The following is a 22,081-nucleotide window of genomic DNA, read 5'->3' as shown; positions in this document are numbered from 1 at the left end:
TGAAAAATGCCCGTTTTCCTGCTTTCCCATCCCTTCCCCCATAAAAAAACCGCCGCAGCGGCTAGCTGCGACGGCTTTTTTGGCGACTACCGGTAGTCTTTTTTACTGCTGTTTTTACTGTGCCTGCTTGAGTTGCTCAAGGATGGCCGGGTTTTCCAGGGTCGAAATGTCCTGCGTGATGACTTCGTCCTTGGCCAATACGCGCAAGAGACGACGCATGATTTTGCCCGAACGGGTTTTCGGCAAGTTGTCGCCGAAGCGAATTTCCTTCGGCTTGGCGATAGGGCCGATTTCTTTGGCTACCCAGTCACGCAATTCCTTGGCGATTTGCTTCGCTTCGTCGCCACTCGGACGTGTACGTTTGAGCACCACGAAAGCACAGATCGACTCACCCGTGGTTTCATCCGGTTTGCCGACAACCGCAGCTTCCGCCACGATAGGATTGGCAACCAGCGCCGATTCGATTTCCATCGTACCCATGCGGTGGCCGGAGATGTTGAGCACGTCGTCGATACGACCAGTGATGGTGAAGTAACCGGTTTCTTCGTTGCGGATCGCGCCGTCGCCTGCCAGATAGGTGCCGCCACCCAGCTCGTGCGGGAAGTAGCTTTTCTGGAAGCGTTCAGGATCGTTCCAGATGTTACGGATCATCGATGGCCATGGGCGCTTGATGACCAGCAGGCCACCTTTGCCGTTCGCCAGGTCATGCCCTGCCTCATCCACTACTGCCGCTGCAATACCTGGCAACGGCAAGGTGCAGGAACCCGGCACCATAGGTGTTGCGCCCGGCATAGGCGAGATGACGTGGCCGCCGGTTTCTGTTTGCCAGAAGGTGTCGGCGATCGGGCAGCGTTCACCGCCGATGTTTTTGTAGTACCACATCCATGCTTCCGGATTGATAGGCTCACCGACCGAACCCAGCAAGCGCAGGCTGGAGAGGTCGTATTTGCTTGGATGCACGGCCGGATCTGCATCAGCTGCCTTGATCAGTGAACGGATCGCGGTAGGCGCAGTGTAGAAGATGGTGACTTTGTGCTTTTGCACCATGTCCCAGAAGCGACCTGCGTTCGGGAACATAGGCACGCCTTCGAATACGATTTGCGTCGCGCCGCATGCCAGCGGTCCGTAAGTGACATAAGTGTGGCCGGTGATCCAGCCGATGTCGGCGGTACACCAGTAGACGTCGTCCGGCTTGATGTCAAAGCTCCACTTCATGGTCAACATCGCCCACAGCAGGTAACCGCCGGACGAGTGCTGCACGCCTTTTGGTTTGCCGGTGGAGCCGGAGGTGTAGAGGATGAATAATGGATGCTCGGCACCGACTGCTACCGGCGCGCATTCTGTCGCTTGCTTTTCTACCAGCTCGTGCAGCCAGATATCGCGGCCTTCGACGAATTTCATTTCGCCGCCGGTGCGTTTGTAGACGACCACTTTGCGGATGGTGTCGCAACCGCCGAGCGCGAGCGCTTCATCGACGATGGATTTCAGTGGCAAGTTTTTACCGCCACGTACCTGGTAATCAGATGTCAGCACGGCGACTGCACCCGCATCGATGATGCGTTCCTGCAGCGATTTGGCCGAGAAGCCACCGAATACGACCGAGTGCGTTGCGCCTATGCGGGCGCAGGCTTGCATCGCGGCGACGCCTTCTACCGACATCGGCATGTAGATAATGACGCGATCACCCTTTTGTATGCCCAGTTCTTTCAGGCCGTTGGCAAATTTGCAGACGCGCTCATACAGTTCCTTGTAAGTGACGCGTGTCACCTTGCCGTCGTCCGACTCAAAGATCAGCGCGACTTTGTCGGCGTTACCGTTGGTCAGGTGACGATCCAGGCAGTTGTAGGAGACGTTGAGCTCGCCGTCTTCGAACCATTTATAGAAAGGTGCGTTCGACTCGTCGAGTCGTTTGGTGAAAGGTTTGCTCCAGATGACGTTCTGTTGCGCCAGGCGCGCCCAGAATCCTTCGTAGTCTTCCGCGGCTTCAGCACATAGAGCGTTATACGCATCCATGCCGCTGATGGCGGCATTGTTTACGAAATCTGCAGGCGGATTGAATACCCGCTCCTCTTGTTTGAAGCTCTCGATGCTGGACATTGTCCCCTCCAATATGGATTTTATTTGTTACTCACAATATGCTTTTACGCTTACTGAAGCCTTACACGATTGTGACCTCGTGGTCAGGCCCCGACAAGCTGAAATCGGCTAGCCGTACTGCACAGGAAAACGGTCTGCACGTGTAAAATGCAGTCTTCCGTTTTATCCCTCGTTACTCCACCGCATCTCATGAAACCATCTGCATCTACTGACGAATTGCCAACAAAACAGCCTATACCGCCGCTGGCGAGACTTATTTTCATGACGCGCTGGCTACAGTTGCCATTGTATCTGGGTCTGATTTTGGCGCAATGCGTCTATGTTTTTCATTTCTGGGTTGAATTATCCGATCTGATCGGCGCCGTACTCGGCAATCCTGATTCACTGCAACACATTCTGGACGCGGTTGCGATCCCGGGCGCAGTCAAACCGAGCAAGTTGAATGAAACGACTATCATGCTGGTGGTATTGGGCCTGATCGACGTAGTGATGATTTCCAACCTGCTGATCATGGTGATCATCGGCGGCTACGAAACCTTTGTATCGCGCATGAACCTGGAAAGTCATCCGGATCAGCCGGAATGGTTGTCGCACGTAAACGCGTCCGTACTGAAAGTAAAACTGGCAACTGCGATCATCGGTATTTCATCTATCCACCTGCTGAAGACCTTTATCAACGCTGCTGCTTACGATACCAAGACCTTGCTGGCGCAAACCGGCATACATATAGTGTTCCTGTTCTCCGCCATGGCGATTGCCTACAGTGATCGCATCATGGCTCAGACTGCTGCCATCAGCGACTCCCATTAATCCTCTTTCTCTAGCCGACACTGCCATGACCATCATTAAACAAGACGATTTAATCGAATCCGTTGCAGCAGCCTTGCAGTACATCAGCTACTACCATCCGCAGGATTACATCCAGCATTTGGCACGCGCATATGAATCAGAGCAAAGCCCGGCAGCGAAGGATGCGATTGCGCAAATCCTGACCAACTCGCGCATGTGCGCCGAAGGAAAACGTCCGCTGTGCCAGGATACCGGCATCGTCAATGTCTTCCTGAAAGTGGGCATGGGCGTGCGCTTTGAAGGCTTCTCCGGCTCGGTGACCGACGCCGTCAACGAAGGTGTGCGTCAGGCCTACAACCATCCGGACAACACGCTGCGCGCCTCCATCGTCGCCGATCCGCATTTCGAGCGTAAAAACACCAAGGACAACACCCCTGCCGTCGTGCACGTGGAGTTGGTGCCAGGCAATACGGTCGACGTCCAAGTCGCGGCCAAAGGCGGCGGCTCGGAAAACAAAACCAAATTCGTCATGCTGAATCCATCCGACTCGCTGGTCGACTGGGTCATGCAAACCGTGCCACTGATGGGTGCCGGCTGGTGCCCGCCGGGCATGCTGGGCATAGGCATAGGCGGTACTGCAGAGCGCGCGATGCTGATGGCGAAACAAGTGTTGATGGAAGACATCGACATGTACGAGCTGAAAAAACGCGGCCCGCAAAACAAGACTGAAGAATTGCGTATCGAATTGTGCGACAAGATCAACTCCCTCGGCATCGGCGCGCAAGGCCTGGGTGGCCTGACCACCGTGCTCGACGTAAAGATCATGATGCACCCTACGCATGCAGCATCGAAACCGGTCGCCATGATCCCGAATTGCGCGGCCACCCGTCATGCGCACTTCGTACTCGATGGCTCCGGCCCGGTTTATCTGGATCCGCCTGCGCTGTCCGACTGGCCTAAAGTCAACTGGATGCCAGACACCGAACAATCAAAACGCGTAGACCTGAACACGCTGACCAAGGAAGAAGTCGCATCGTGGAAACCAGGCCAGACCCTGCTGCTGAACGGCAAGATGCTGACCGGACGTGACGCTGCACACAAACGCATACAAGACATGCTGGCCAAAGGCGAAAAACTGCCGGTCGACTTCACCAACCGCATCATTTACTACGTCGGCCCGGTTGATCCGGTGCGTGACGAAGTAGTTGGCCCGGCTGGTCCGACTACAGCAACCCGCATGGATAAATTCACTGAAATGATGCTGGCGCAAACCGGCTTGATTTCGATGGTCGGTAAAGCAGAACGCGGCCCGACCGCAATTGAAGCAATCAAGAAACATCAATCGGCTTATCTGATGGCGGTCGGTGGTGCCGCTTACCTGGTATCGAAGGCAATCAAAAACGCCAAGGTACTCGGCTTCGCGGATCTGGGCATGGAAGCGATTTACGAATTCGATGTGCAGGACATGCCGGTCACGGTCGCCGTCGATTCCACTGGTACCTCGGTGCACAACACCGGGCCTAAGGAATGGAAAGAAAAAATCGAGAAGATCCGATTGAACGAGATTCCTGTTTCTGCAGTCTGATCCGGCATATTCCGACTACATAGAGCTAAACGATACTGTGAGTTTTTCCGCTTATCCTGACCCAGTTGCAGCCGACGCACCGATAGGAATCTTCGATTCGGGCGTCGGTGCCTTATCGGTACTGCGCCATATCCAGGCGCGTTTGCCATCGGAGCATTTGCTGTGTTTCGCCGATTCCGGCCATGCGCCGTACGGCGGCAAGTCAGACGCCGCCATCATCGAACGCACGCTGGCTATCGCAGCCTTCCTCTCTACCAGGAACATCAAGGCGATTGTCGTTGCCTGCAATACCGCAACGGCGGCAGCGATCGAAGCGCTGCGCCAGCATTATCCGAAACTGATCATCGTCGGCGTCGAACCCGGCCTGAAACCGGCCGCGGTCTTCAGCAAAAGCGGCAAAGCCGGCGTACTGGCAACCGCCAGCACCCTCGCCAGCAGCCGCTTCATCGCCCTGCGCGACCAGATCAGCACGAGCACCGGCATCAGCTTCCTGACGCAAGCCTGCGTCGGCCTGGTCGAACAAATCGAAAAAGGCGAGCTGGATACGCCGGAAACCGTCGCCATGCTGGAGCGCTATGTCACGCCGCTGCTGCAAGGCGGCGCCGATACGCTGGCACTGGGCTGCACGCACTACCCGTTTGTCCAGCCGACCATAGAAGCCATCGCGCAGCGCGAAAGTGCCGTACCGGTCACCATCATCGATACCGGCGAAGCCGTCTCACGCCAGCTCGAGCGCCTGCTGCAACAACGTGGCCTGCAGCGCTTTGAAACCACGCCTGGTTCGCTGCAAGCCTTTACCACTGGCAGCCGCGATGCCCTGGTCAGCGCCTTCGCTCACCTGCTGAACCAGCACCCGACAGTGACGGAAATGCCCGCCAAAACAGCGGCTTAAGAAAATTTCACCTGATTTCTTGAATTGATTTGCCAGCTGCGTATGAATTTTGTATAATGCGCAGCTGTCCTGCAGAACATTGCAAGGCAGATAGTTGTAAATCAGTGGTGGCTGTAGCTCAGTTGGTAGAGTCCAGGATTGTGATTCCTGTTGTCGTGGGTTCGAGCCCCATCAGCCACCCCACTGACCCCCATAAAATCAGCATGTTATGTCTTCGCTGAAATCCAATTCCCAAAATTCACAACGCGATCCGTAATTTAACAACGGCGATTCTAATTTTTCGCGTCATTTTCTTTCCTGAGTTCAGCAAAAATCTACAGCTTCGTTTTTTTAAAAACGAGCTCGAGCATCTCCGCGTTAGATTAACTTCACAAACCCGACGCGAAAGAGCGAACTCATCACGAAAAATCATGCAACCTATATTCGGGGATAGGTAAGATATTTTCGTTACAATTGAATATTTCTCTGCGGAAACAATTGTGGATATTTCTAAATACTTTGGCACGCATATTGCGCTTGTCGTTTTTGGCATCATGCTCACGATTGAAACTGCAGTGCTGGCAATGAATCACTTTGAATATAAGTTTGCTCCATCTAGACAATTCATGACAGAGGAGACTATTCGCAACAGCTACATTTCTAAGCAAGAGCATGAAAAAGTCGTTCATGACTACAAGGCTTCAAAAAATGCCATTGGCGATCTGCAAATAAGGTATGACCAATTGCATGGGGATCATGAAAAACTGCTTCAAATTAATTCCACTTATAACCGCTCAATTTGCAATCGGTTGGCCAACGAAATTAATTCACTCACGACTCAACAACAAAATAGCGAAGCAAAAATTCCGTACCATCTAGAAGCGGTTAAATATGGGCGGGAGCGCACGCCTGCTGATATTGAGGGTGGACGCCAAACAGCAGAGCAGTTGCGCAAATATTCCGAACAACTTGGGCAGCAAATAATTCAGGCGCGCAGCGATCTTGTGCGTTGCGGTCAGGGCCTTTAGATCAGCCATCTTCTCTTCATCACCGGCAAGAACACTCCGCCACTGCAATAATAATGCCGACATTCTGCCCTGGGTCTACAGCACAATATCGCTACCTTCCCTACCGCGCAACGATGCACGATGACTTCCCGGCTCAACGAGCGTTCTATTAAAAGATTTTTTCGCTACGCTGGTAATCAACAGCAATCGCATTGAGCGCTGCCAGGCGCGCTTCGGCACCACCGTTCTGCGACGCAACGATACGTTGCAGATAATCCAGCATCGTGGCTTTTGCCTTGCGTGCGATGTCGACAGTGACGGCTTCTTCTTCGTACAGGATAACGTAGGAACGGGCGAAGTTCGCGATCAGGAAATAAGCCGCAGCGTTAGCGGAATCTTGCTCTATGAGTGACAGGCATTGTGCACGCAATTCCACATATGCATCAGTACCGGCTTCACCTGATTCGAACTGGCTGACTATCTCTGCCAAATTCATTTTCACTTCCCAAAAGGTCGGTTAAATTCACTTTTCAAAGCAGTAGTCACTAAGGATTTTTTTGTATCGCCTTGAGGACATATGGTAGCTAAGCTGCCAGGCGATGCACATTCGATGCTTGCGTTGCTCGCGCGCATAAAAAAAGCCGTCGCATGCGACGGCTTTTTATTTCTCTGATCAGAAGCAGATCAGTGACCGGACAATGCAGCTTCAGCAGCAGCGTTTTGTTTGCGGATTTTTTCTTTTTCAGCTTCTTCAGCGCTCAATGGTGCCGCTGGATCTGCACTTGTTGTTTCTGCTGCTGGTGCCGCTGCAGGCGCTGCAGGTGTGTGGCTTTCTGCGCCGCAACCAGCCAACAACATAGCCAATGCGAATGCTGCGAATAATGCTTTAGTCATTGCTCTTCCTTCTTGATAAATGATTCTATGTATTTGCAAACGCACGCTAACACCTACGTCTGCCACGCGTACTTACACGACGAACATTGCATACGCCACTGAAGCCTCTGATGTGAATATATGAGATGTTAAGAAAATGGTAAATTGTGGAATCCACTTACGGTCACCTCCGCGCAATGCCAATACGGCTGCGGTTTCTACGTATATGTGCGATGACATACGATGTGTGTGCTGCAACAAAATTTATGCACACACAACAGCAGACATCATGTGCAATCAGGTGTACGAATCATGAGAAAGAAGCAAAGATGAAACCTTGCTTGCGCAAGTTATTAAAACTCACTGTACTCATCGTCAGTGTCGCACTCATCACCATGCTCGCAGTACGTGCGTATGACGTGCATGGCGGACCGTCACTGCAACTCTGGCATACACATGTGCCGCATGAGATGTCGCGCAAGGAAATAGCGCAAGCAGATTGGGCTGCGTATATCGCCGCTGAGAACGCAGTGTTTGATGAAGTCAAAAGAGAAGTCACAGACAAGCTGGAGGCAGACGTAAAGGTACCCGGCAATCGCTACTACCCGGATAGTCCTATCTACCCCGGACATTTCAAGCAGGACTGGAATCGTTCCTTCCTGCTCGAACCGCAACAAAGTCCGCGTGGTGCAGTCGTGCTCTTGCATGGTTTGACTGATGCACCATACAGCCTGCGTCATATCGCCAGTTTGTATCAGCAACGCGGCTACGTCGTGGTTGCGATACGCATGCCGGGACATGGCACCGTACCGGCAGGATTGACAGATGTTGAATGGGAAGACTGGCTGGCAGCGACACATCTCGCAGTGCGGGAAGCGCGACGCCGCGTACCTGCCCCCTTGCCGCTGCAGATAGTCGGCTTCTCCAACGGTGGCGCACTGGCGCTCAAGTACACACTGGAAACGCTGGACGATGCGAAGCTGCCGCGACCTGACCGTCTGGTCTTGATTGCCCCCATGATAGGTGTGACGGAACTGGCGCGCTTCGCAGGTGTGTTCGGCTGGCCCAAGATTTTCCCGGCCTTTGCAAAGGCTGCGTGGCTGGATATCGTGCCCGAGTTCAATCCATTCAAATACAATTCTTTCCCGGTGAATGCAGCGAGTCAGTCCTCTTTGCTGACGCGCAATCTGCAAGCGCATATCGTGCGTGAAGAAGGACGCCTGCAACAACTGCCGCCGATACTCACCTTCCAGTCTATCGTCGATTACACGGTCAGTACGCGTTCAGTCGTCAACAGTTTGTATGCACGATTGCCGGACAATGACAGCGAGCTGGTGCTGTTCGATTTGAATCGCTATATCAAGTTCGGTCCATTGCTGCGTTCCGGCAATCATCTGCAGGCAGATCGCTTGCTACCACCAGCGCCACGCAATTTCAGGTCTACCGTGATTACGAATGCAGGCAGCGATACACGGGATGTAAAGGAACTGAGTACAGCAGCGCAGAGCACAAACGAGCAACGCCGCGCCCTCGGCCTGGCATTCCCGGCGGATGTGTTTTCGCTATCGCACCTGGCTTTGCCTTTTCCACTCAGCGATCCGCTGTATGGCACGCAACCGGATAACAGCGATGACTTCGGCGTGAATCTCGGCGCGATGGCGATACGCGGCGAACGCGGCGCACTGATCGTCAGTCAGGATGCCTTGACGCGCCTGACGTCGAACCCGTTCTTCCCCTACATGATGGAGCGTATAGACGAAGGTTTAAGTCTCCCGAACAAGCGCTGATTGAGGGCTCGCCCGGGCATTAGGCTATCATTGCGTATTGGTCCACACTGAGGATCTTCACCGAGCCGCATTATCATGACGCAAACCCTGATCGACACCCAGGCACTGGAACAGGTGCTGGAAGAATTTGCCGATGCACGTAATTGGCGCAAACATCATTCACCGAAGAACCTGGCGATGGCGCTGACCGGCGAGGTGGGCGAACTGGTTGAGATTTTTCAATGGCGCAGCGAGGAAGATTCCTGGCACGTCGCGCAAGCGCCGGAAACAGCCGAACACGTGCGGCAAGAGCTGGCCGACGTCGCCTTGTACCTGATACGCCTGGCTTCGGTATTGAAGGTCGATCTGAATGCTGCGATCCAGGACAAGCTGGTAATGAACGCCAAAAAATATCCGCCGCTGTAATAGCCGTCACCCAAGATTTGAATCACCCTGATATTTCCCATGACAGATACACCTTTTAATTCCAGAACAAATCCAGCTACGACTTTTACCGAATGGCTGCGTGAACAAAACCAGGACAACTGGGATGCCGCCATCAATCACCGTTTCATCGATGAGCTGTTTGCCGGCAACGTCGCTACCGATGTACTGCAACACTATCTGGTACAGGATTACCAATTCATTGATCGCTTTGTCGCGCTGCTGGGTGCTGCAATCGCCAGCGCGGATCGCTTTGAATCGCGCGTGCGCCTGGCGCGCTTCACTGCCATGATTACCAGCGATGAAAACACCTACTTCCTGCGCGCCTTCGATGAACTTGGCCTCCCGACCCAACATCGCAATGCGCCGCAACTGACGCCGCAAACCAAAGCCTTCCAGGACTTGATGACGGAAGCTGCACAGAGCCAGATCTATCCGCTATGTCTGTCGGTACTGGTAGTTGCCGAGTGGCTGTACCTGAGCTGGGCCGACCGTCCGGATGTGCCCTTGCCGCCACGCTTCATCCACGCCGAGTGGATCACACTGCATAACAATCCGGCCTTCGCTGAGTTCATAGGCTGGTTGCGCTCCGAACTGGATCGCACTGGCGCAGCTCTGAATGCGGCAGGACAGGCACGCAGCGCCGATATGTTTGGCCGCGCCGTCAAACTGGAACGTGACTTCTTCGATCACGTCTACAGCCCGCTGCAATATTCTTGAACCACCGCCCGCTTATTTGTTGCGGGCACCCCCTATAAGGAAGACCATGTCTTTTACTGCTGAAATCTGGAAAAAGAATGCGGCCTTGTTTGAAACAATCCGCACCATGCCATTCAACCAGGAACTCGCTGACGGCACCCTGAGCAAAGAACGTTTCCGTCATTACATGATCCAGGATGCGCACTATCTGGTCGCTTTTGGTCGCGCGCTGGCCATCGCCGCTGCCAAGGCCGACAATGCCGACGAAGTAGTGCAGTTCGCCAGTGCCGCACACGGTGCGGTGGTGGTTGAGCGCAGCCTGCACGAGGATTTCATGGAGCAATTCGGCGTCAGTGCGGATACCTTCGCTGCCACACCGTTGTCGCCAGCCACGCACCACTACAGCAGCTTCCTGCTGGCCAATGCATGGAGCAAGTCCTATCCGGTGGCGCTGGCCGGTTTGTTGCCATGCTTCTGGATTTACGCAGAAGTCGGCCGCGACATCATCGGGCGTGCCGCCAAGAACAATCCCTACGATTCCTGGATAGCCACCTACGCTGGCGATGAATTCCATACCCTGGTGCGTGCAGTGATCGCTACCGTGGATCGCGTGGCGGCTGTTGCCAGTGAAGAAACCCGCAACGAGATGCATATTGCCTATACGCATGCCGCCAAACTGGAATGGATGTTCTGGGATTCGGCATACCGTCTGGAGCAATGGCCGGTCTGATTTAGTGTAGTCTAATACTTAGAACTCATTTCCCCATCACCTGACAGGAGATCGCCATGGACGAAGAAAATTTCAACCTCAGCATGCGCAAGTTTTTAAAAATGGTGGGCGTCAGTTCACAGCATGAAATCGAGAAAGCGGTTGCTGCTGCGATAGCCGGCGGTAGCATTAAAGGCACGGAATCCTTTCCAGCCAAAGTGACGCTGGAGGTAGCTGGCATCAAACTGAATGTCAGCTTTGATGGCGAAATACACTTGCAATAACGACCGTCAACGCTGACTAATCAGCCACAAAAAAAGGATGTGCATCGCTGCACATCCTTTTTTTATTTCTCTACGTCCTGCTATGACACTTACCACTTGTACGGTGGAATCGCGATACTGACCAGTTCATTGATTTGCGTCTGCTCTGCAAATTGGCCCGGAGTGCTTTCTGCCAGGGCCTGTCGCGCATGCGTGACGATGAACAAGCCACCGATAACGGTAACCGCGCATACCAGCAGCGTGTAGTGAAGTTTTTTCATAGTGGGTTCTCGATTCAAAAAATGGGTGTCACAGCATCACGGCAAGGTGCTGATAATCTGGTCGCTACCTACTGTAATCTGTGGCCCGAAAGCCAAAATATTGGCATGTGCATGCCATGTTTTTTCATTGCTGTCTCGGCTCATCTTTTGCTTCTTTCCCAACCATGGATTACGTTTCTTCCTCTGTAGGGAATTCTCCTCACCCAATGCGTGCACGAACTCCGGCGTAAAGATGCTGGGTTCGGTCTTGTTGTATGCATAGCCTTCTTTCTGGATTTTATTCCCCAGATAACGCAGCGCTTCCATTCGTTTTCGTTTCAGGATTTTTTCGGTTCGTTCGGCTTGATGGTCGGCAATTTCCTGACGTGTATTCACGTATCCCGGCCACTCGATATCGCCCGGACGCTCAGCGATGATTTGCTTGAACATTGCCGATGTGTCGTCTGCTGTGCTTGGAAGAATGGACATGATCACCTCTGATCTGATTTATTTTGTCGCCAAATCTGTCTTATTCAGAACACCCGCATGCTGCACCGTCCCTGCCCCGCTTTTGATTCATCGTTTACAGAATCTGCAGCAGGGTATGAGTATCGTAGCTGCGGGCAACAAGCACTCATATAGGACAGAGACGCAAGTTCGTGTAGGAAAAGATGAAGGAATGCAAACTTTCTGCCATAAATACGATATGTCAGATGCCATCTGAAGACAGCTGTCAACCCTCCTGTTGTCTTTTGGCAATTTCGTGCGCGGCATTTAAATACGCGCGCAATTTCCTGTAGGCTTGTGCGTCAGGATTAACTCGCTCAGCCCTCACCCGATAACGCACCATGCCTAACGACGAAACATCTGTTAAGACCACTGCGGCCATCCCCAAACTTGCTATTCCCGCCCTTTCACTGGCCGCCTTTGGCAGCGCGATTTCGCTGCGCGTCACTGATCCGCTGCTACCGCGCCTGGCGCAGGAATTCAGCATTTCCCTCGGGAATGTGTCTTACGTCATTACCGCTTTCTCCATCGCCTACGGTATTTCACAACTATTCTTTGGCCCGGTCGGCGACCGCTTCGGCAAGTATTTCGTCGTGGCTTGCGCCTGCGTGGCTTGCGCCCTGACTTCATTGCTGTGCGCCCTGGCGCCCAACTATCCGTTGCTGCTGGTCGCGCGCTTCATGGCAGGCGCTACCGCGGCGGCGATTATTCCGCTGTCCATGGCCTGGATAGGCGACGTGGTTCCCTACGATGAGCGGCAACCGGTGCTGGCGCAATTCCTGATCGGCCAGATTGTCGGGATTTCCGCCGGCGTCTTGTTCGGCGGCCTCGCAGCCGACTACCTGAGCTGGCGCGTGCCGTTTTTCGGTATTTCATTGTGCTTCGTGCTGATCAGCATCACGCTGTTTTCCTACAATCGCCGCCTGCCGGCCTATGCGCTGACTACACACAAGGCTGAAGGCGCAGTCTTACGCCGCATGATCAATGAGTTCAGACAGGTCTTGTCTACGCCCTGGGCGCGCGTGGTTCTGTTCACGGTGTTCCTCGAAGGCGGCTTCCTGTACGGTGCATTTGCGTTTATCGCATCCCATCTGCACCATGTGCACCATCTGTCGCTGACCAATGCAGCATCGCTGGTGATGCTGTTCGGTCTCGGCGGCTTGCTGTATGCCAGCACTTCGCGCCGCCTGGTGCGTGACCTTGGTGAAAAAGGCCTGGCGCGCTGGGGGTGCGTGGTGATTGCCCTCTCCTTCCTGACGATAGGACTGGCGCCGGTCTGGTGGTGGGCGATACCCGGCTGCTTCGCTGCCGGTCTGGGTTTTTACATGCTGCACAACACCTTGCAGATCAATGCCACCCAAATGGCACCTGAACGACGCGGTGCGGCGGTATCCACCTTTGCTTCCTGCTTTTATATGGGGCAATCGGTCGGCGTCGGCATCGCCGGTCTGATGGTCGGCCTCATAGGAACCACCACCGTTATCTGCATAGGCGCGATCGGCGTGCTGCTGACCGGCCTCAATTTCAGTCGCCTCAAGGCCGCCAAGAACTGAGACTGCGGCCATGCGCCGCCCCAGCGATTTGCTTGCGGCAACTGTCGTTAGCGATATACTGATACTGCACACTATCGCTTATCAGGAGGCTATATGTATCGCAAAATTCTGGTCGCTTACAATGGCACGCCCGAAAGCCGTTCCGCTTTGCAAGAATGTGTCAGGCTGGCGCCGACTTCTGCTACCGAAGTGCACTTGCTGGTAGTTGTCAGTCCTCCTCAATCCGTTGTCATCGGCGAATACGCCATGGTTTCCATGCTCGGCGTCGAAGAGGAAATCGCAGCGGAGCGACAAAAAATGGAAGATGAACTGAACATCGGCCTGAATTATTTGCGCGATGCCGGTTTAACTGTGCAGGCGCATCTGGAAGTGGGTGAACCGGTACCGATGATTTCCGACCTGGTGGATAAGTTAGGCATAGAATTGGTGATCGTCGGCCATTCCCGTCAGCAGTCACTGGCGATGCGTTGGTGGCGCGGTTCTACCGATGCCTTGCTGGTCGAAAAAATTCGCTGCAGCCTGCTGGTGGCCAGCGATCCGAATTAGCAGGAAGTCATTAAAGGCAGACTGAAGACACATCTTGTTACAGTCTTTACCAAATAGCTGTGGCAGCGCGCGGCGTTTGAGCGTTAAATACAATCATCATCAGTGAGATTGTCATGAAAAATATTACCAAGCTTTCCCTTGCCGGCCTGATTACAGGCGTAGCCTTATTGGCTGCGGCACCGGCAATGGCGGGCGGCGGTCATTGGTCAGTGAATGTGGGCGTTGGCCTGGGCGGCGGCGGTTATGGCGGCTACGGCTACTATGCACCACCACCGATGTACTATGCGCCACCGATGAATAACTATTCCAATTACTACGCCCCACCAGTGGTGTACGGCAGCGCGGTTCCGGTTTATCAACCGCCGCCACCTGTCTATTACGCACCACCTCCTGTGATCGTGTATCGCAGTGCGCCGCGCTATTACCCGTACTACGGCCCGCATTATCGGCCAGGCCCACGTTACAACGGACCGCACCACGGTCATCGTTAAACATCGCTCTTAATAGGTAATGTGATCGTTTAACGATCATGTACAAATTAAAAAATGGCTAGTCTTTCAGGACTAGCCATTTTTTATTGCCCCGGCAGTTAGCTTCGGCGTATTTACTTGTCAGCTTATCTCCAGCCACGATAACCGTGACCGTAGTAGCGTGGGCCACCGTAGTAACCACGCGATCTGTACTGGAAGCCGAGGTTAATCGACGGCGTCACATACACAGGTGCTGGTGCCGCGTATACCGGCCCCGTAACGTAACCTGGCTGTGCATAGTAACCATCGTTATAAGGTACTACCGCACAACCACCAAGTGCGGCGAGCGCTACCAGCGAAATTGTGAGGCGTTTCGCCATGCCTGGTGTAATGGATTTCATCGCAACCACCTTTCTTCGAGCTGCTTGTTAAGAGTGCATCACAGCGTATATTCGATACCTGCCTGCATTCATCCTGTCGTACGACTTAGCGACGATAGTAATCACGTCCATATGGTTCGTAGTCCACGCGTCGTTCATTGCCACGGTAATACTGTCCGCGATAATGATCACGCTCGGCGTAGCCGTCGCGATAGTACGGACGTTGATATACCGGTACAGGACGATAGTATTGTTGCTGTGGCTGGTAATACGCTTGCGGCTGACGACCGTAATAACGATCATCACGACGACCGGAAGATGCACTCGCACCGACTACCGCGCCCAGCACACCGCCGACGATCGCTGCGTCTTGTCCGCCTATGCTGTTACCGATGACGGCACCGACTACAGCACCGAGTGCCGTGTTGACGCCACGATTATCTGCAAAGGCAGTGGTCGACACTGCAGCAGTCGCTATCAGGGCAATACCGATCAGTTTCTTATGCAACATGGCGTTTCCTTTTATCCGTCGCGGAAACCAGATTTGGTTTCAATAATCGCTTCGTCATGGAATCACTATATAGATCGCCTGTGCAAAATCCACGAGGGAAATAGTCTTTTACAATTGTAAAGAAGTATGAAGACCGGTCGCTGCCGCCAGACGTGGTCGTCTGGCGCTTGCAGGATGTTGCAGATGAGAGGAAGTGATAACAGATGCAACAATCGCATCCGTATTTAATTCAGCAGGACAACAAAATCAGAGATTAACTTCGGAAACGATTTTCCATTGCGCGCCTTCTTTCGCCCAGTACTGGCGCTTGCGCGTAACGTGCCTGCCTTTACCTATCGTCGCTTCCTGTGTGAAAGCGGCAACGATTAATTCTTTCTGGTCTTTTTGATCCGGATAACGGAACAGCGTCACATCACGCAAGCTCACGCCGATTTTGCGCGCACCCAGATTCGATTGCTGCACTTTATCCAGCCAGTTGTTCAGGTTCTGTCCACGCATCGCCTTGAAGTTGCGCGAATAATGACGACGCAGCAATTCAGGATCCGTGGTTTCCAGATCAGCACGCCAGCTTTCCAGCATTTTGTTGGCAGCCTGTCTGTCCGCGTCCCACTTCGCCTTGCTGACAAACTTCAGATCTTCGCTGATGATGACCGGCGTATTGCCGATCTCGACCGACGCCGATAATTCTTTCAGGTCGGGATTCGTCAACACCACGCAACCATCGGAAGACAGCGGCGGACGGCTATAACTATCGGATGGCGTACCGTGCAGCCAGATGCCGGAACCACTGCGGCCATTCGCCTTATCCCATTCATTCGGATAATTGATCGGCAATGCACCCGGACCATAGAACTCAGGCAGGCGTGCACCCGGCAAACGTGCGGTGATGTAGTACACACCCAGCGGCGTCTTTTGGTCGCCTTCCTTGAATTTGTTGACGCCCAGTCTGCCCTGGCTGATGTAGTAATCGCTGGTCAGCTTGAACTGGCCGTTGACGCGCTGATAGACATACAAACGCGAGCGTTTTGCATCGACCAGCAATACATTCTTCTGGTCGTCACGCATTTGCAGGATGGCGCGCGGAATCATCTCCGGGTCGGGCCGTTCGCGCAAGGATTTCAGACGAACGATCGCTTCATCGCGCAAATTGTTCAGCTTGTCGGCCGGCGCATTCGGTGCTGCACCAAAAGTTTTGATAGGCCGTGTGTGCAGCAACAGCAAGTCGCCACGCACCAGGTGACCAAGACGGAAGGTAGGATAAGCCGCCACCAGTGCATCAGCTTTAGCCTGTGCATCACGCAAACGATTTGCCGCCAATGCTTTATAAACATCAATCAGCATGATTTCCGGATCAAGACGCGCCGGCACCCCTGGCTTGCTGCCATTGGCCCAGGCTGGCGTCGCCATAACGCTGGCGGCGACTACTACGCCTAAAGCAGCACTACTTGCCTTATATCCGATACGACGTGCGATAAATCGCAACTGTGTGCACAAACAAACCATCAGCTACCCGAACGCTCCTGCTTGATATGCCATTTATTGCCTTGTCTGGTCATGACCAAAGTTTTGCGGCTATTGGCTTTGGTACGATCAGAATCGTAAATCTGACGGAATTTTACAGTAGCCGTGTTACCGCTGACGCTAACTTGCGGTGTTTCTATCTTCACGCTGATACGGCCCTTGTCTTCAATCCGGGCGCGACGTTCATCCGCCCAGTCTTTGCGCGACTGTCCGGCTGGTAAAACGAAGTCGCTGGCGTAGGCGTTGAGGTAGCCCTTCACATCACGTGCACTCCAGGACTTGGCCCAAGCATTCACTGCGCTCAGGACTTGTTCGCGCTCAGCGTCAGCAGCAGCATTCGCTTTCGCCTTGGCTTCGCGCTTGGCATCAGCTTCGGCTTTCTGCGCGGCTTTTTGTGCTGCCAGTTGCGCTGCTTTTTGTTCGGCTAATTGTTCCGCCTTGTGATCCGGCTTCACTTCCGGTTTGGCTTCGACCTTAGGTACTTCCTTGACTACCGGCTTGGGTGCTGGTGCAGGTTCCGGTTTCACTGGTTCTGCGCGTACTGGTGCGGGTGCCGGGGTCGGCGCTGCTGCGACCACCGCTACTTTAGGATTGGTACCGCCAGTGGTATTGCCCACCAGAGAACGCACCATCGTCAGCTTGGACTTGGCCGCGGTATTGTTGTTATCGAGCTGTAAAGCCTTGTCATATGCCTGGCTTGCCAATTTAGCATGTACATCACCCAGATTTTCATACGCGGTCGCGTAAGTCGGGTTGGTGCGTATCGCCATATCCAGCGCGGTACGTGCTTTATCGTACTGACCACCGGATGCGTACAGCACCGCCAGGTTGTTATATGGCTCAGGCAGCGTAGGGTAATCTTCTGTCAACTTGGTAAAAATCGCGATAGCCTCTGCCGACTTGTTTTGCTCGGTCAGAATCACGCCCTTCAGGAAGCGCATCTGCGCATCACGCGGGTTCTTGTTAAGAAAGGCATCGGCCTTGGTCAATGCCTGTGCATGCTGACCGGCACGCAACAACTGGGACACATCCGACAATTCATCGGCGATCGCCGAAGTAGCATAAAAACCTGCAACAAAACCGATAGAGACGAGGGCACGGCTCAACGCGTGGCGTAGGCCTGTATGAGGGGTGCGACGCGACGCAAAGAACATGGTTTTCCTTATTATGGTTGTAGGGTAAATGCGCACAGCCGATATAGTACGACAAACCGCTCGGCTTCCACTATCGATTGCTATAAGGAAATGTGGCTGGATGACTACGTTATCAAGGGTTTATTCGGTGCGTAACGACAATTTCCCCGGGCGCGGCGATTTTGCCGGATTTGATTTGTAGCTGCAAGCATGGCGGGCGATGCTTGCGATGACATACGCCGCACATAAAAAAGGAGATACAGCATGCATGCTGTATCTCCTTCTCCCCCCTTGACCTTCCCTGTGCCTGTGCTGCGGCTTTAAACGTAAACGCGGTCTGTTTATTTAGCTGGTGCGGCAGGCAATGCGGTCAATGCATAAGACATTTGCAGATTGGCGACCGGCGCGGCGACGTTCGCTGCCACGTTGGCGGCCTGAGGTGCTGCAACAGCATGCGCCACAGGTTTAGCGCCCGACATTTGCAAGCCGCCGCCCTGCACCGCCCACACGGCCAGACCAGCGCACAGGGCAAAGCCCGCTGCTACCGCCATCCATGCACCAGCACGGGATTTGCCCGGCAGCGCGACCATGGACTCCGCCAGTACCGCTTCGGCACGCATGCGCCACTCTTCGTTTTGCTCACCCTGGGTGCTGATACGTTGCAGTAATTCGTGTGCCACAGCCTGCGCTTCAGCTTGTTCGCGCTCCAGGCGTGCCTGGTTAACTTTCGACATTTCCAGTGCAGCGGCAGCCGACTTCGCCTGTTCCTGAGCGTAGCTGAGCGCAATGCGTTCCGCTTCCAGTTGCGCTTCCTGCGCCACGCGTGCTTCGGTCTCCGCTGCCAGACGCTGATTCGCCAGTTCGGCTACTTCCAGTTCTGTAATCGCTGCTTGTTCGGCTTCAGTGCAGGCACGTTGTTCCGCTTGCAGTTTCTCCTGCATCGCCGTCAAAGCGATTTCGCTGGCTTCAGCTTTTTGCAATTCCAGTTGCTGCTGTTCCTGCAGCATTTCCAGCGTCTGTTGTTCGGCGCTGATGCGTTGCGCTTCGATTTCCGCCAGTTCGGCTGCTTCCTGTGCCTTGCGTTCCGCCAGTTCCGTCAACAGGCGTTGCGCTTCCGCTTGCTGCGTTTCTTTTTCCAGCGCTTCTTGCTCGGCGGCAGTCGCAGCTTCGGTCGCTGCACGCAATGCAGCTTGTACCTGCTCACGGCTGCGCAAGATGCTGGTTTGCTCCTGCTCGGCACGTGCACGCGCTTCGGCTGCCGCCAGCGCAGCCTGCTCTGCCTGCATTTTTTCCTGTGTTGCTTGCAGCAAGGAGGCCGCAGCGTGCGCGCGCTGTTGCTCGGCTTGCAGTTTCTTTTCAATCGCGTTCATCGCCTGCTGCTCGAGATTGGCACGCTCGCGTTCTGTTTTCGCCAATTCCTGCGCTTGCTGCGCGCGCACTTCAGCCGCCGCGGCAGCCTGGCGTTGCAGTTCGGCCTGTTGCTCGGCCGCTTCCAGTGTTTGCTTTTCAGACGCCAGACGTGCTGCGCTCGATGCGCGCAATGCTTCTTCCGCTGCGCTACGCGCCTGCAGGGTATTGGCTTGTTCGTGTTCCAGCAGGATGCGCGCTTCCGCCTCTACCCGCGCTTTTTGTTCCAGCGCCAGTTTTTGCTGCATTGCTGCCAGCGCTTGCTGCTCGGCGGCACTGCGCGCCTGTTCCTGTTGCGCCAGTTCCAGTGCCTGCGCAGCACGTTGCTCCGATGCCAGTGCAGCAGCCTGCTGGAATTCGGCACGTGCCTTGGTCTGTTCCAGGGTAGCGCGGGTGGCTGCGCATTCTGCTTCGCTGGCTGTGCGAATTTTGCGCTCTTCCAGTTCACGCTGACGCAGCATTTCCATTTTTTGCAATTCTGCTGCGGTACGTGCTTCGGCTTCCGCTTGCGCTGCCGCTTCGATCTGACGCTTTTCTTCCAGCGCCTGCACTGCGAGTTCTTCCGCTTCTGCGCGTTCGCGTTCGGCGCGGGTCAGCTCTACCATCTGCCGGGTTTTTTCCAGCTCGGCACGTGCTGCCTTGCGCTGCATTTCTGTTTGCGCTTTGGTCTGTGCCAACGCGTGTTGCTGGGCCATTTGCTCAGCTTCATGTGCCGCGCGCAAGTCCTGATCAGCTTGCTCTTGCGCCGCCAGCAAGACTGCGCTTTCCTTATTCGCGCGGTCACGTGCTTCGGATGCAGCTTTGGCGGCCTGTTCTTTTGCAATACGTTGACGATGGCTGAGTAATTCCTTTTGCACCGCATCGGCATGCGCACGTTCAGCAGCCAGTTTTTCCTGCGTTACCTGCAACGCTTTTTGCTCGTCCTGCAAACGTTGTTCCTGCAGCTTGGCCAGCTTCACTGCTTCATGTGCTTTTGCCAGTGCTGCGTCAGCGGCCGCGCGTTTGTGATTGGCTTCCGTCGTGGTTTGCTCCAGCGTCAGCTTGATGGCCGCGCTTTCTGCTTCCTTCGCCGACAGGTTTTGCTGCTCTGCCTGTTGTTTCAGACGCAGCAAGGCGACTTGTTCCTGGTCCGCTTCCGCGTTCGCTGCGACGCTGGCGGCTACGGCTGCTGCTGCTTGTTTTTTCGCTTGTACTGCAGCCAGTGCAACTTGCTCCGCCTCGGCGCGTTCCCGTTCCACATTCGCCAAAGCCAGCGTTTCTTCCGCTTTCTGCGATGCGGTTTCTGCCAGTTGCTGTTGCAGCTTGAGGCGTTCTGCTGCGCGGTCCAGCGCGATTTTTTCGGATGCGGTGCGGGCTGCTGCCATCGATGCTGCGGCACGCTCCATTGCCACGCGTTGCTCAGCCAGTTCGCGTGCACGCAGTTCTTCTTCGGTACGTACACGGGCCGCAGCAACTGCTTGCTGTTCTGCGATTTCGCGTTGACGTGCTTCTTCTTCGCCACGCGCTTCTACCGCAATACGCGCACGCACTTGTTCATCTGCCTGATGCTCGGCCTCTACCCGTGCGACGGCGGAACTTTGCAATTCCTTTTCAACCTGTATGCGCGCTTCAGTCGCCACGCGTATGCGTTCTTCCGCTTCACGGCGCGACTGGGCTGCCACTGACGCCATTTTTTCTACGTGTTCACGACGTGCCGCTGCCGCCTGCATTTCGGTTTCGGCTTGCATGCGCATCTGGATTGCTTCCAGTGCGCGCTGTTCGGATTCGAGGCGGGCTTGCGCAATACTGTGCTGCTCTTGTTCAGTCGCAGCACGCGAGAGTGCTTCTTCACGCGCACGGACTTCCGCCGGCACGCGGCTGAGCATGGTGGCCAGTGCCTTGCTGTCGGCTTCTTCACGTTGCTGGCTCAGAATGACGGCATCGCGCCGTGTGCTGAGCAGCGATTTATTGGTTTCGAGCGCCAGCTTTTCACGACGTGCATGCTCACGTGCCAGTTCGGCTACGCGCGATTCCAGGCGCGCACGCTCTTCAGCGTCTTCCTGCGCTGCGCGGGTGGCGATTTCAGTCGCGGCTATGCTATCTGCAACCTGGCGACGCATGTCTTCGGTTTCACGCGCCAATTGCTCGGCAGCAGCAGCTGCACGTGCACTCAGTTCGGTTTCTTCGGTGATTTGCTCAACGGTACGCTTGCGCGCCAGCTGTTCGGCTTTGGCACGACCGATGGCGATGATGCCCAATTGGGTATCTGCTTCAGTACGGGCGCGCAGCTCGGCAATTTCCTTGTTAACGGCAATGGTGCGCGCTTCACTCGCGGCACGTGCCTTGCGTTCGGCTTCGAGGCGGGCACGGCTGGCGGTGATGGCTTCTTCCGCGGCACGTGCATGTTTATTAGCCTCGGCGATGGCTGCGGCATCGGTCTGTACGCGATCTTCGGCCAGTGAACGGGCATGCGCTTCAGCATAGGCGCGATTTTCGGCTGTGACGGTAGCCTTGGCTTCTGCCTCCACCCTGGCAATCGCTGCACGTATCGCCTTGAGATCCATGCCGCCGACACGTGCGCCACTTTTCGGCACATCTATCGTGCTGTCTATGACGTCGTCGTTCTCTGCAGCCGTCGCTTGCAGTGAAAGATTTTTACGCAGTGCCTGGTTCATTTCCATCATGGATCCCCGTTTGAATAAGGTTTCCGG

General features: G+C 54.7%; 22 protein-coding genes and 1 tRNA gene. 13 read left to right on the top strand and 10 right to left on the bottom strand.

What is annotated here, in order from left to right:
- Positions 1-114: 114 nt before the first annotated feature.
- A complete protein-coding gene (gene acs / locus DBR37_RS05710; RefSeq protein ID WP_124573514.1) occupies positions 115-2,097 on the bottom strand; it encodes an acetate--CoA ligase in 1,983 nt (660 codons plus the stop codon).
- A 189-nt stretch (positions 2,098-2,286) separates the two neighbouring features.
- Between acs and DBR37_RS05705 the strand changes: the two genes are divergently transcribed.
- The 5 genes from DBR37_RS05705 to DBR37_RS05685 all read left to right on the top strand — a co-directional run bounded on the left by DBR37_RS05705 (position 2,287) and on the right by DBR37_RS05685 (position 6,370).
- A complete protein-coding gene (locus DBR37_RS05705) occupies positions 2,287-2,907 on the top strand; it encodes a YqhA family protein (RefSeq protein ID WP_124573513.1) in 621 nt (206 codons plus the stop codon).
- A 25-nt stretch (positions 2,908-2,932) separates the two neighbouring features.
- Positions 2,933-4,471 (top strand): fumarate hydratase, encoded by a 1,539-nt coding sequence (locus tag DBR37_RS05700; RefSeq protein ID WP_124573512.1) that lies wholly within the window; start codon positions 2,933-2,935, stop codon positions 4,469-4,471.
- A 37-nt stretch (positions 4,472-4,508) separates the two neighbouring features.
- On the top strand, positions 4,509-5,363 hold the full coding sequence (murI, locus tag DBR37_RS05695) for a glutamate racemase (protein ID WP_124573511.1): 855 nt from the start codon (positions 4,509-4,511) through the stop codon (positions 5,361-5,363).
- 107 nt (positions 5,364-5,470) lie between these two features.
- Positions 5,471-5,546, top strand: a tRNA-His gene (locus DBR37_RS05690).
- Positions 5,547-5,842: 296 nt separating this feature from the next.
- Positions 5,843-6,370 (top strand): hypothetical protein, encoded by a 528-nt coding sequence (locus tag DBR37_RS05685; protein WP_124573510.1) that lies wholly within the window; start codon positions 5,843-5,845, stop codon positions 6,368-6,370.
- A 148-nt stretch (positions 6,371-6,518) separates the two neighbouring features.
- Here the strand turns inward: DBR37_RS05685 and DBR37_RS05680 are convergent, their stop codons facing one another.
- The gene (locus DBR37_RS05680) at positions 6,519-6,845 is read right to left on the bottom strand and encodes a hypothetical protein (protein WP_124573509.1); all 327 of its coding nucleotides are present in this window, start codon (positions 6,843-6,845) and stop codon (positions 6,519-6,521) included.
- 188 nt (positions 6,846-7,033) lie between these two features.
- Positions 7,034-7,243, bottom strand: coding sequence for a hypothetical protein (locus tag DBR37_RS05675; protein ID WP_124573508.1), 210 nt, complete (start codon positions 7,241-7,243; stop codon positions 7,034-7,036).
- 308 nt (positions 7,244-7,551) lie between these two features.
- Between DBR37_RS05675 and DBR37_RS05670 the strand changes: the two genes are divergently transcribed.
- From DBR37_RS05670 to DBR37_RS05650, 5 genes are all read left to right on the top strand, one after another.
- Positions 7,552-9,009, top strand: coding sequence for a carboxylesterase (locus DBR37_RS05670; RefSeq protein ID WP_124573507.1), 1,458 nt, complete (start codon positions 7,552-7,554; stop codon positions 9,007-9,009).
- Positions 9,010-9,084: 75 nt separating this feature from the next.
- Complete coding sequence (locus DBR37_RS05665) at positions 9,085-9,414, top strand: nucleotide pyrophosphohydrolase (protein ID WP_124573506.1); 330 nt, start codon at positions 9,085-9,087, stop codon at positions 9,412-9,414.
- Between the two features lie 39 nt (positions 9,415-9,453).
- A complete protein-coding gene (locus DBR37_RS05660) occupies positions 9,454-10,152 on the top strand; it encodes a TenA family protein (protein WP_124573505.1) in 699 nt (232 codons plus the stop codon).
- A gap of 46 nt (positions 10,153-10,198) precedes the next feature.
- Entirely contained in the window at positions 10,199-10,861 is a 663-nt protein-coding gene (gene tenA / locus DBR37_RS05655) for a thiaminase II (protein WP_124573504.1), read from the top strand.
- 56 nt (positions 10,862-10,917) lie between these two features.
- Positions 10,918-11,124, top strand: coding sequence for a DUF6494 family protein (locus tag DBR37_RS05650; protein ID WP_124573503.1), 207 nt, complete (start codon positions 10,918-10,920; stop codon positions 11,122-11,124).
- An 89-nt stretch (positions 11,125-11,213) separates the two neighbouring features.
- Here the strand turns inward: DBR37_RS05650 and DBR37_RS17135 are convergent, their stop codons facing one another.
- Both DBR37_RS17135 and DBR37_RS05645 read right to left on the bottom strand, forming a co-directional pair.
- Entirely contained in the window at positions 11,214-11,384 is a 171-nt protein-coding gene (locus tag DBR37_RS17135; protein WP_158610230.1) for a hypothetical protein, read from the bottom strand.
- Between the two features lie 36 nt (positions 11,385-11,420).
- Positions 11,421-11,852, bottom strand: a complete 432-nt coding sequence (locus DBR37_RS05645; protein ID WP_124573502.1) for a hypothetical protein — start codon at positions 11,850-11,852, stop codon at positions 11,421-11,423.
- Between the two features lie 359 nt (positions 11,853-12,211).
- Between DBR37_RS05645 and DBR37_RS05640 the strand changes: the two genes are divergently transcribed.
- From DBR37_RS05640 to DBR37_RS05630, 3 genes are all read left to right on the top strand, one after another.
- Positions 12,212-13,423, top strand: coding sequence for an MFS transporter (locus DBR37_RS05640; RefSeq protein ID WP_124573501.1), 1,212 nt, complete (start codon positions 12,212-12,214; stop codon positions 13,421-13,423).
- Positions 13,424-13,516: 93 nt separating this feature from the next.
- Complete coding sequence (locus DBR37_RS05635) at positions 13,517-13,969, top strand: universal stress protein (RefSeq protein WP_124573500.1); 453 nt, start codon at positions 13,517-13,519, stop codon at positions 13,967-13,969.
- Positions 13,970-14,082: 113 nt separating this feature from the next.
- Entirely contained in the window at positions 14,083-14,460 is a 378-nt protein-coding gene (locus DBR37_RS05630; protein WP_124573499.1) for a hypothetical protein, read from the top strand.
- A 125-nt stretch (positions 14,461-14,585) separates the two neighbouring features.
- Here the strand turns inward: DBR37_RS05630 and DBR37_RS05625 are convergent, their stop codons facing one another.
- From DBR37_RS05625 to DBR37_RS05605, 5 genes are all read right to left on the bottom strand, one after another.
- On the bottom strand, positions 14,586-14,840 hold the full coding sequence (locus DBR37_RS05625; RefSeq protein WP_199739049.1) for a hypothetical protein: 255 nt from the start codon (positions 14,838-14,840) through the stop codon (positions 14,586-14,588).
- Positions 14,841-14,925: 85 nt separating this feature from the next.
- Positions 14,926-15,330: a glycine zipper 2TM domain-containing protein gene (locus DBR37_RS05620; RefSeq protein WP_124573498.1), complete on the bottom strand. Its 405-nt coding sequence runs from the start codon at positions 15,328-15,330 to the stop codon at positions 14,926-14,928.
- Between the two features lie 246 nt (positions 15,331-15,576).
- Positions 15,577-16,737, bottom strand: a complete 1,161-nt coding sequence (locus DBR37_RS05615; protein WP_233588326.1) for a murein L,D-transpeptidase family protein — start codon at positions 16,735-16,737, stop codon at positions 15,577-15,579.
- A gap of 95 nt (positions 16,738-16,832) precedes the next feature.
- The gene (locus tag DBR37_RS05610; protein WP_124573496.1) at positions 16,833-18,005 is read right to left on the bottom strand and encodes a tetratricopeptide repeat protein; all 1,173 of its coding nucleotides are present in this window, start codon (positions 18,003-18,005) and stop codon (positions 16,833-16,835) included.
- Positions 18,006-18,325: 320 nt separating this feature from the next.
- A complete protein-coding gene (locus tag DBR37_RS05605; RefSeq protein WP_233588289.1) occupies positions 18,326-22,054 on the bottom strand; it encodes a hypothetical protein in 3,729 nt (1,242 codons plus the stop codon).
- Between the last annotated feature and the right edge of the window lie 27 nt (positions 22,055-22,081).

Source organism: Herminiimonas sp. KBW02 (genome assembly GCF_003852535.1).
GTDB lineage: Bacteria > Pseudomonadota > Gammaproteobacteria > Burkholderiales > Burkholderiaceae_D > Oxalicibacterium.
The sequence above is the reverse complement of the archived record's forward strand: the minus strand, read 5'-3'. Positions and strand labels throughout refer to the sequence as shown.

What these genes read in the sequence shown, in the direction of transcription:
- acs (WP_124573514.1), bottom strand. Translation starts at nt 2,097, where the DNA reads ATGTCCAGCATCGAGAGCTTCAAACAAGAGGAGCGGGTATTCAATCCG.
- DBR37_RS05705 (WP_124573513.1), top strand. Translation starts at nt 2,287, where the DNA reads ATGAAACCATCTGCATCTACTGACGAATTGCCAACAAAACAGCCTATA.
- DBR37_RS05700 (WP_124573512.1), top strand. Translation starts at nt 2,933, where the DNA reads ATGACCATCATTAAACAAGACGATTTAATCGAATCCGTTGCAGCAGCC.
- DBR37_RS05680 (WP_124573509.1), bottom strand. Translation starts at nt 6,845, where the DNA reads ATGAATTTGGCAGAGATAGTCAGCCAGTTCGAATCAGGTGAAGCCGGT.
- DBR37_RS05675 (WP_124573508.1), bottom strand. Translation starts at nt 7,243, where the DNA reads ATGACTAAAGCATTATTCGCAGCATTCGCATTGGCTATGTTGTTGGCT.
- DBR37_RS05670 (WP_124573507.1), top strand. Translation starts at nt 7,552, where the DNA reads ATGAAACCTTGCTTGCGCAAGTTATTAAAACTCACTGTACTCATCGTC.
- DBR37_RS05665 (WP_124573506.1), top strand. Translation starts at nt 9,085, where the DNA reads ATGACGCAAACCCTGATCGACACCCAGGCACTGGAACAGGTGCTGGAA.
- DBR37_RS05660 (WP_124573505.1), top strand. Translation starts at nt 9,454, where the DNA reads ATGACAGATACACCTTTTAATTCCAGAACAAATCCAGCTACGACTTTT.
- tenA (WP_124573504.1), top strand. Translation starts at nt 10,199, where the DNA reads ATGTCTTTTACTGCTGAAATCTGGAAAAAGAATGCGGCCTTGTTTGAA.
- DBR37_RS05650 (WP_124573503.1), top strand. Translation starts at nt 10,918, where the DNA reads ATGGACGAAGAAAATTTCAACCTCAGCATGCGCAAGTTTTTAAAAATG.
- DBR37_RS17135 (WP_158610230.1), bottom strand. Translation starts at nt 11,384, where the DNA reads ATGAAAAAACTTCACTACACGCTGCTGGTATGCGCGGTTACCGTTATC.
- DBR37_RS05645 (WP_124573502.1), bottom strand. Translation starts at nt 11,852, where the DNA reads ATGTCCATTCTTCCAAGCACAGCAGACGACACATCGGCAATGTTCAAG.
- DBR37_RS05640 (WP_124573501.1), top strand. Translation starts at nt 12,212, where the DNA reads ATGCCTAACGACGAAACATCTGTTAAGACCACTGCGGCCATCCCCAAA.
- DBR37_RS05635 (WP_124573500.1), top strand. Translation starts at nt 13,517, where the DNA reads ATGTATCGCAAAATTCTGGTCGCTTACAATGGCACGCCCGAAAGCCGT.
- DBR37_RS05630 (WP_124573499.1), top strand. Translation starts at nt 14,083, where the DNA reads ATGAAAAATATTACCAAGCTTTCCCTTGCCGGCCTGATTACAGGCGTA.
- DBR37_RS05625 (WP_199739049.1), bottom strand. Translation starts at nt 14,840, where the DNA reads ATGAAATCCATTACACCAGGCATGGCGAAACGCCTCACAATTTCGCTG.
- DBR37_RS05620 (WP_124573498.1), bottom strand. Translation starts at nt 15,330, where the DNA reads ATGTTGCATAAGAAACTGATCGGTATTGCCCTGATAGCGACTGCTGCA.
- DBR37_RS05615 (WP_233588326.1), bottom strand. Translation starts at nt 16,737, where the DNA reads ATGGCGACGCCAGCCTGGGCCAATGGCAGCAAGCCAGGGGTGCCGGCG.
- DBR37_RS05610 (WP_124573496.1), bottom strand. Translation starts at nt 18,005, where the DNA reads ATGTTCTTTGCGTCGCGTCGCACCCCTCATACAGGCCTACGCCACGCG.
- DBR37_RS05605 (WP_233588289.1), bottom strand. Translation starts at nt 22,054, where the DNA reads ATGATGGAAATGAACCAGGCACTGCGTAAAAATCTTTCACTGCAAGCG.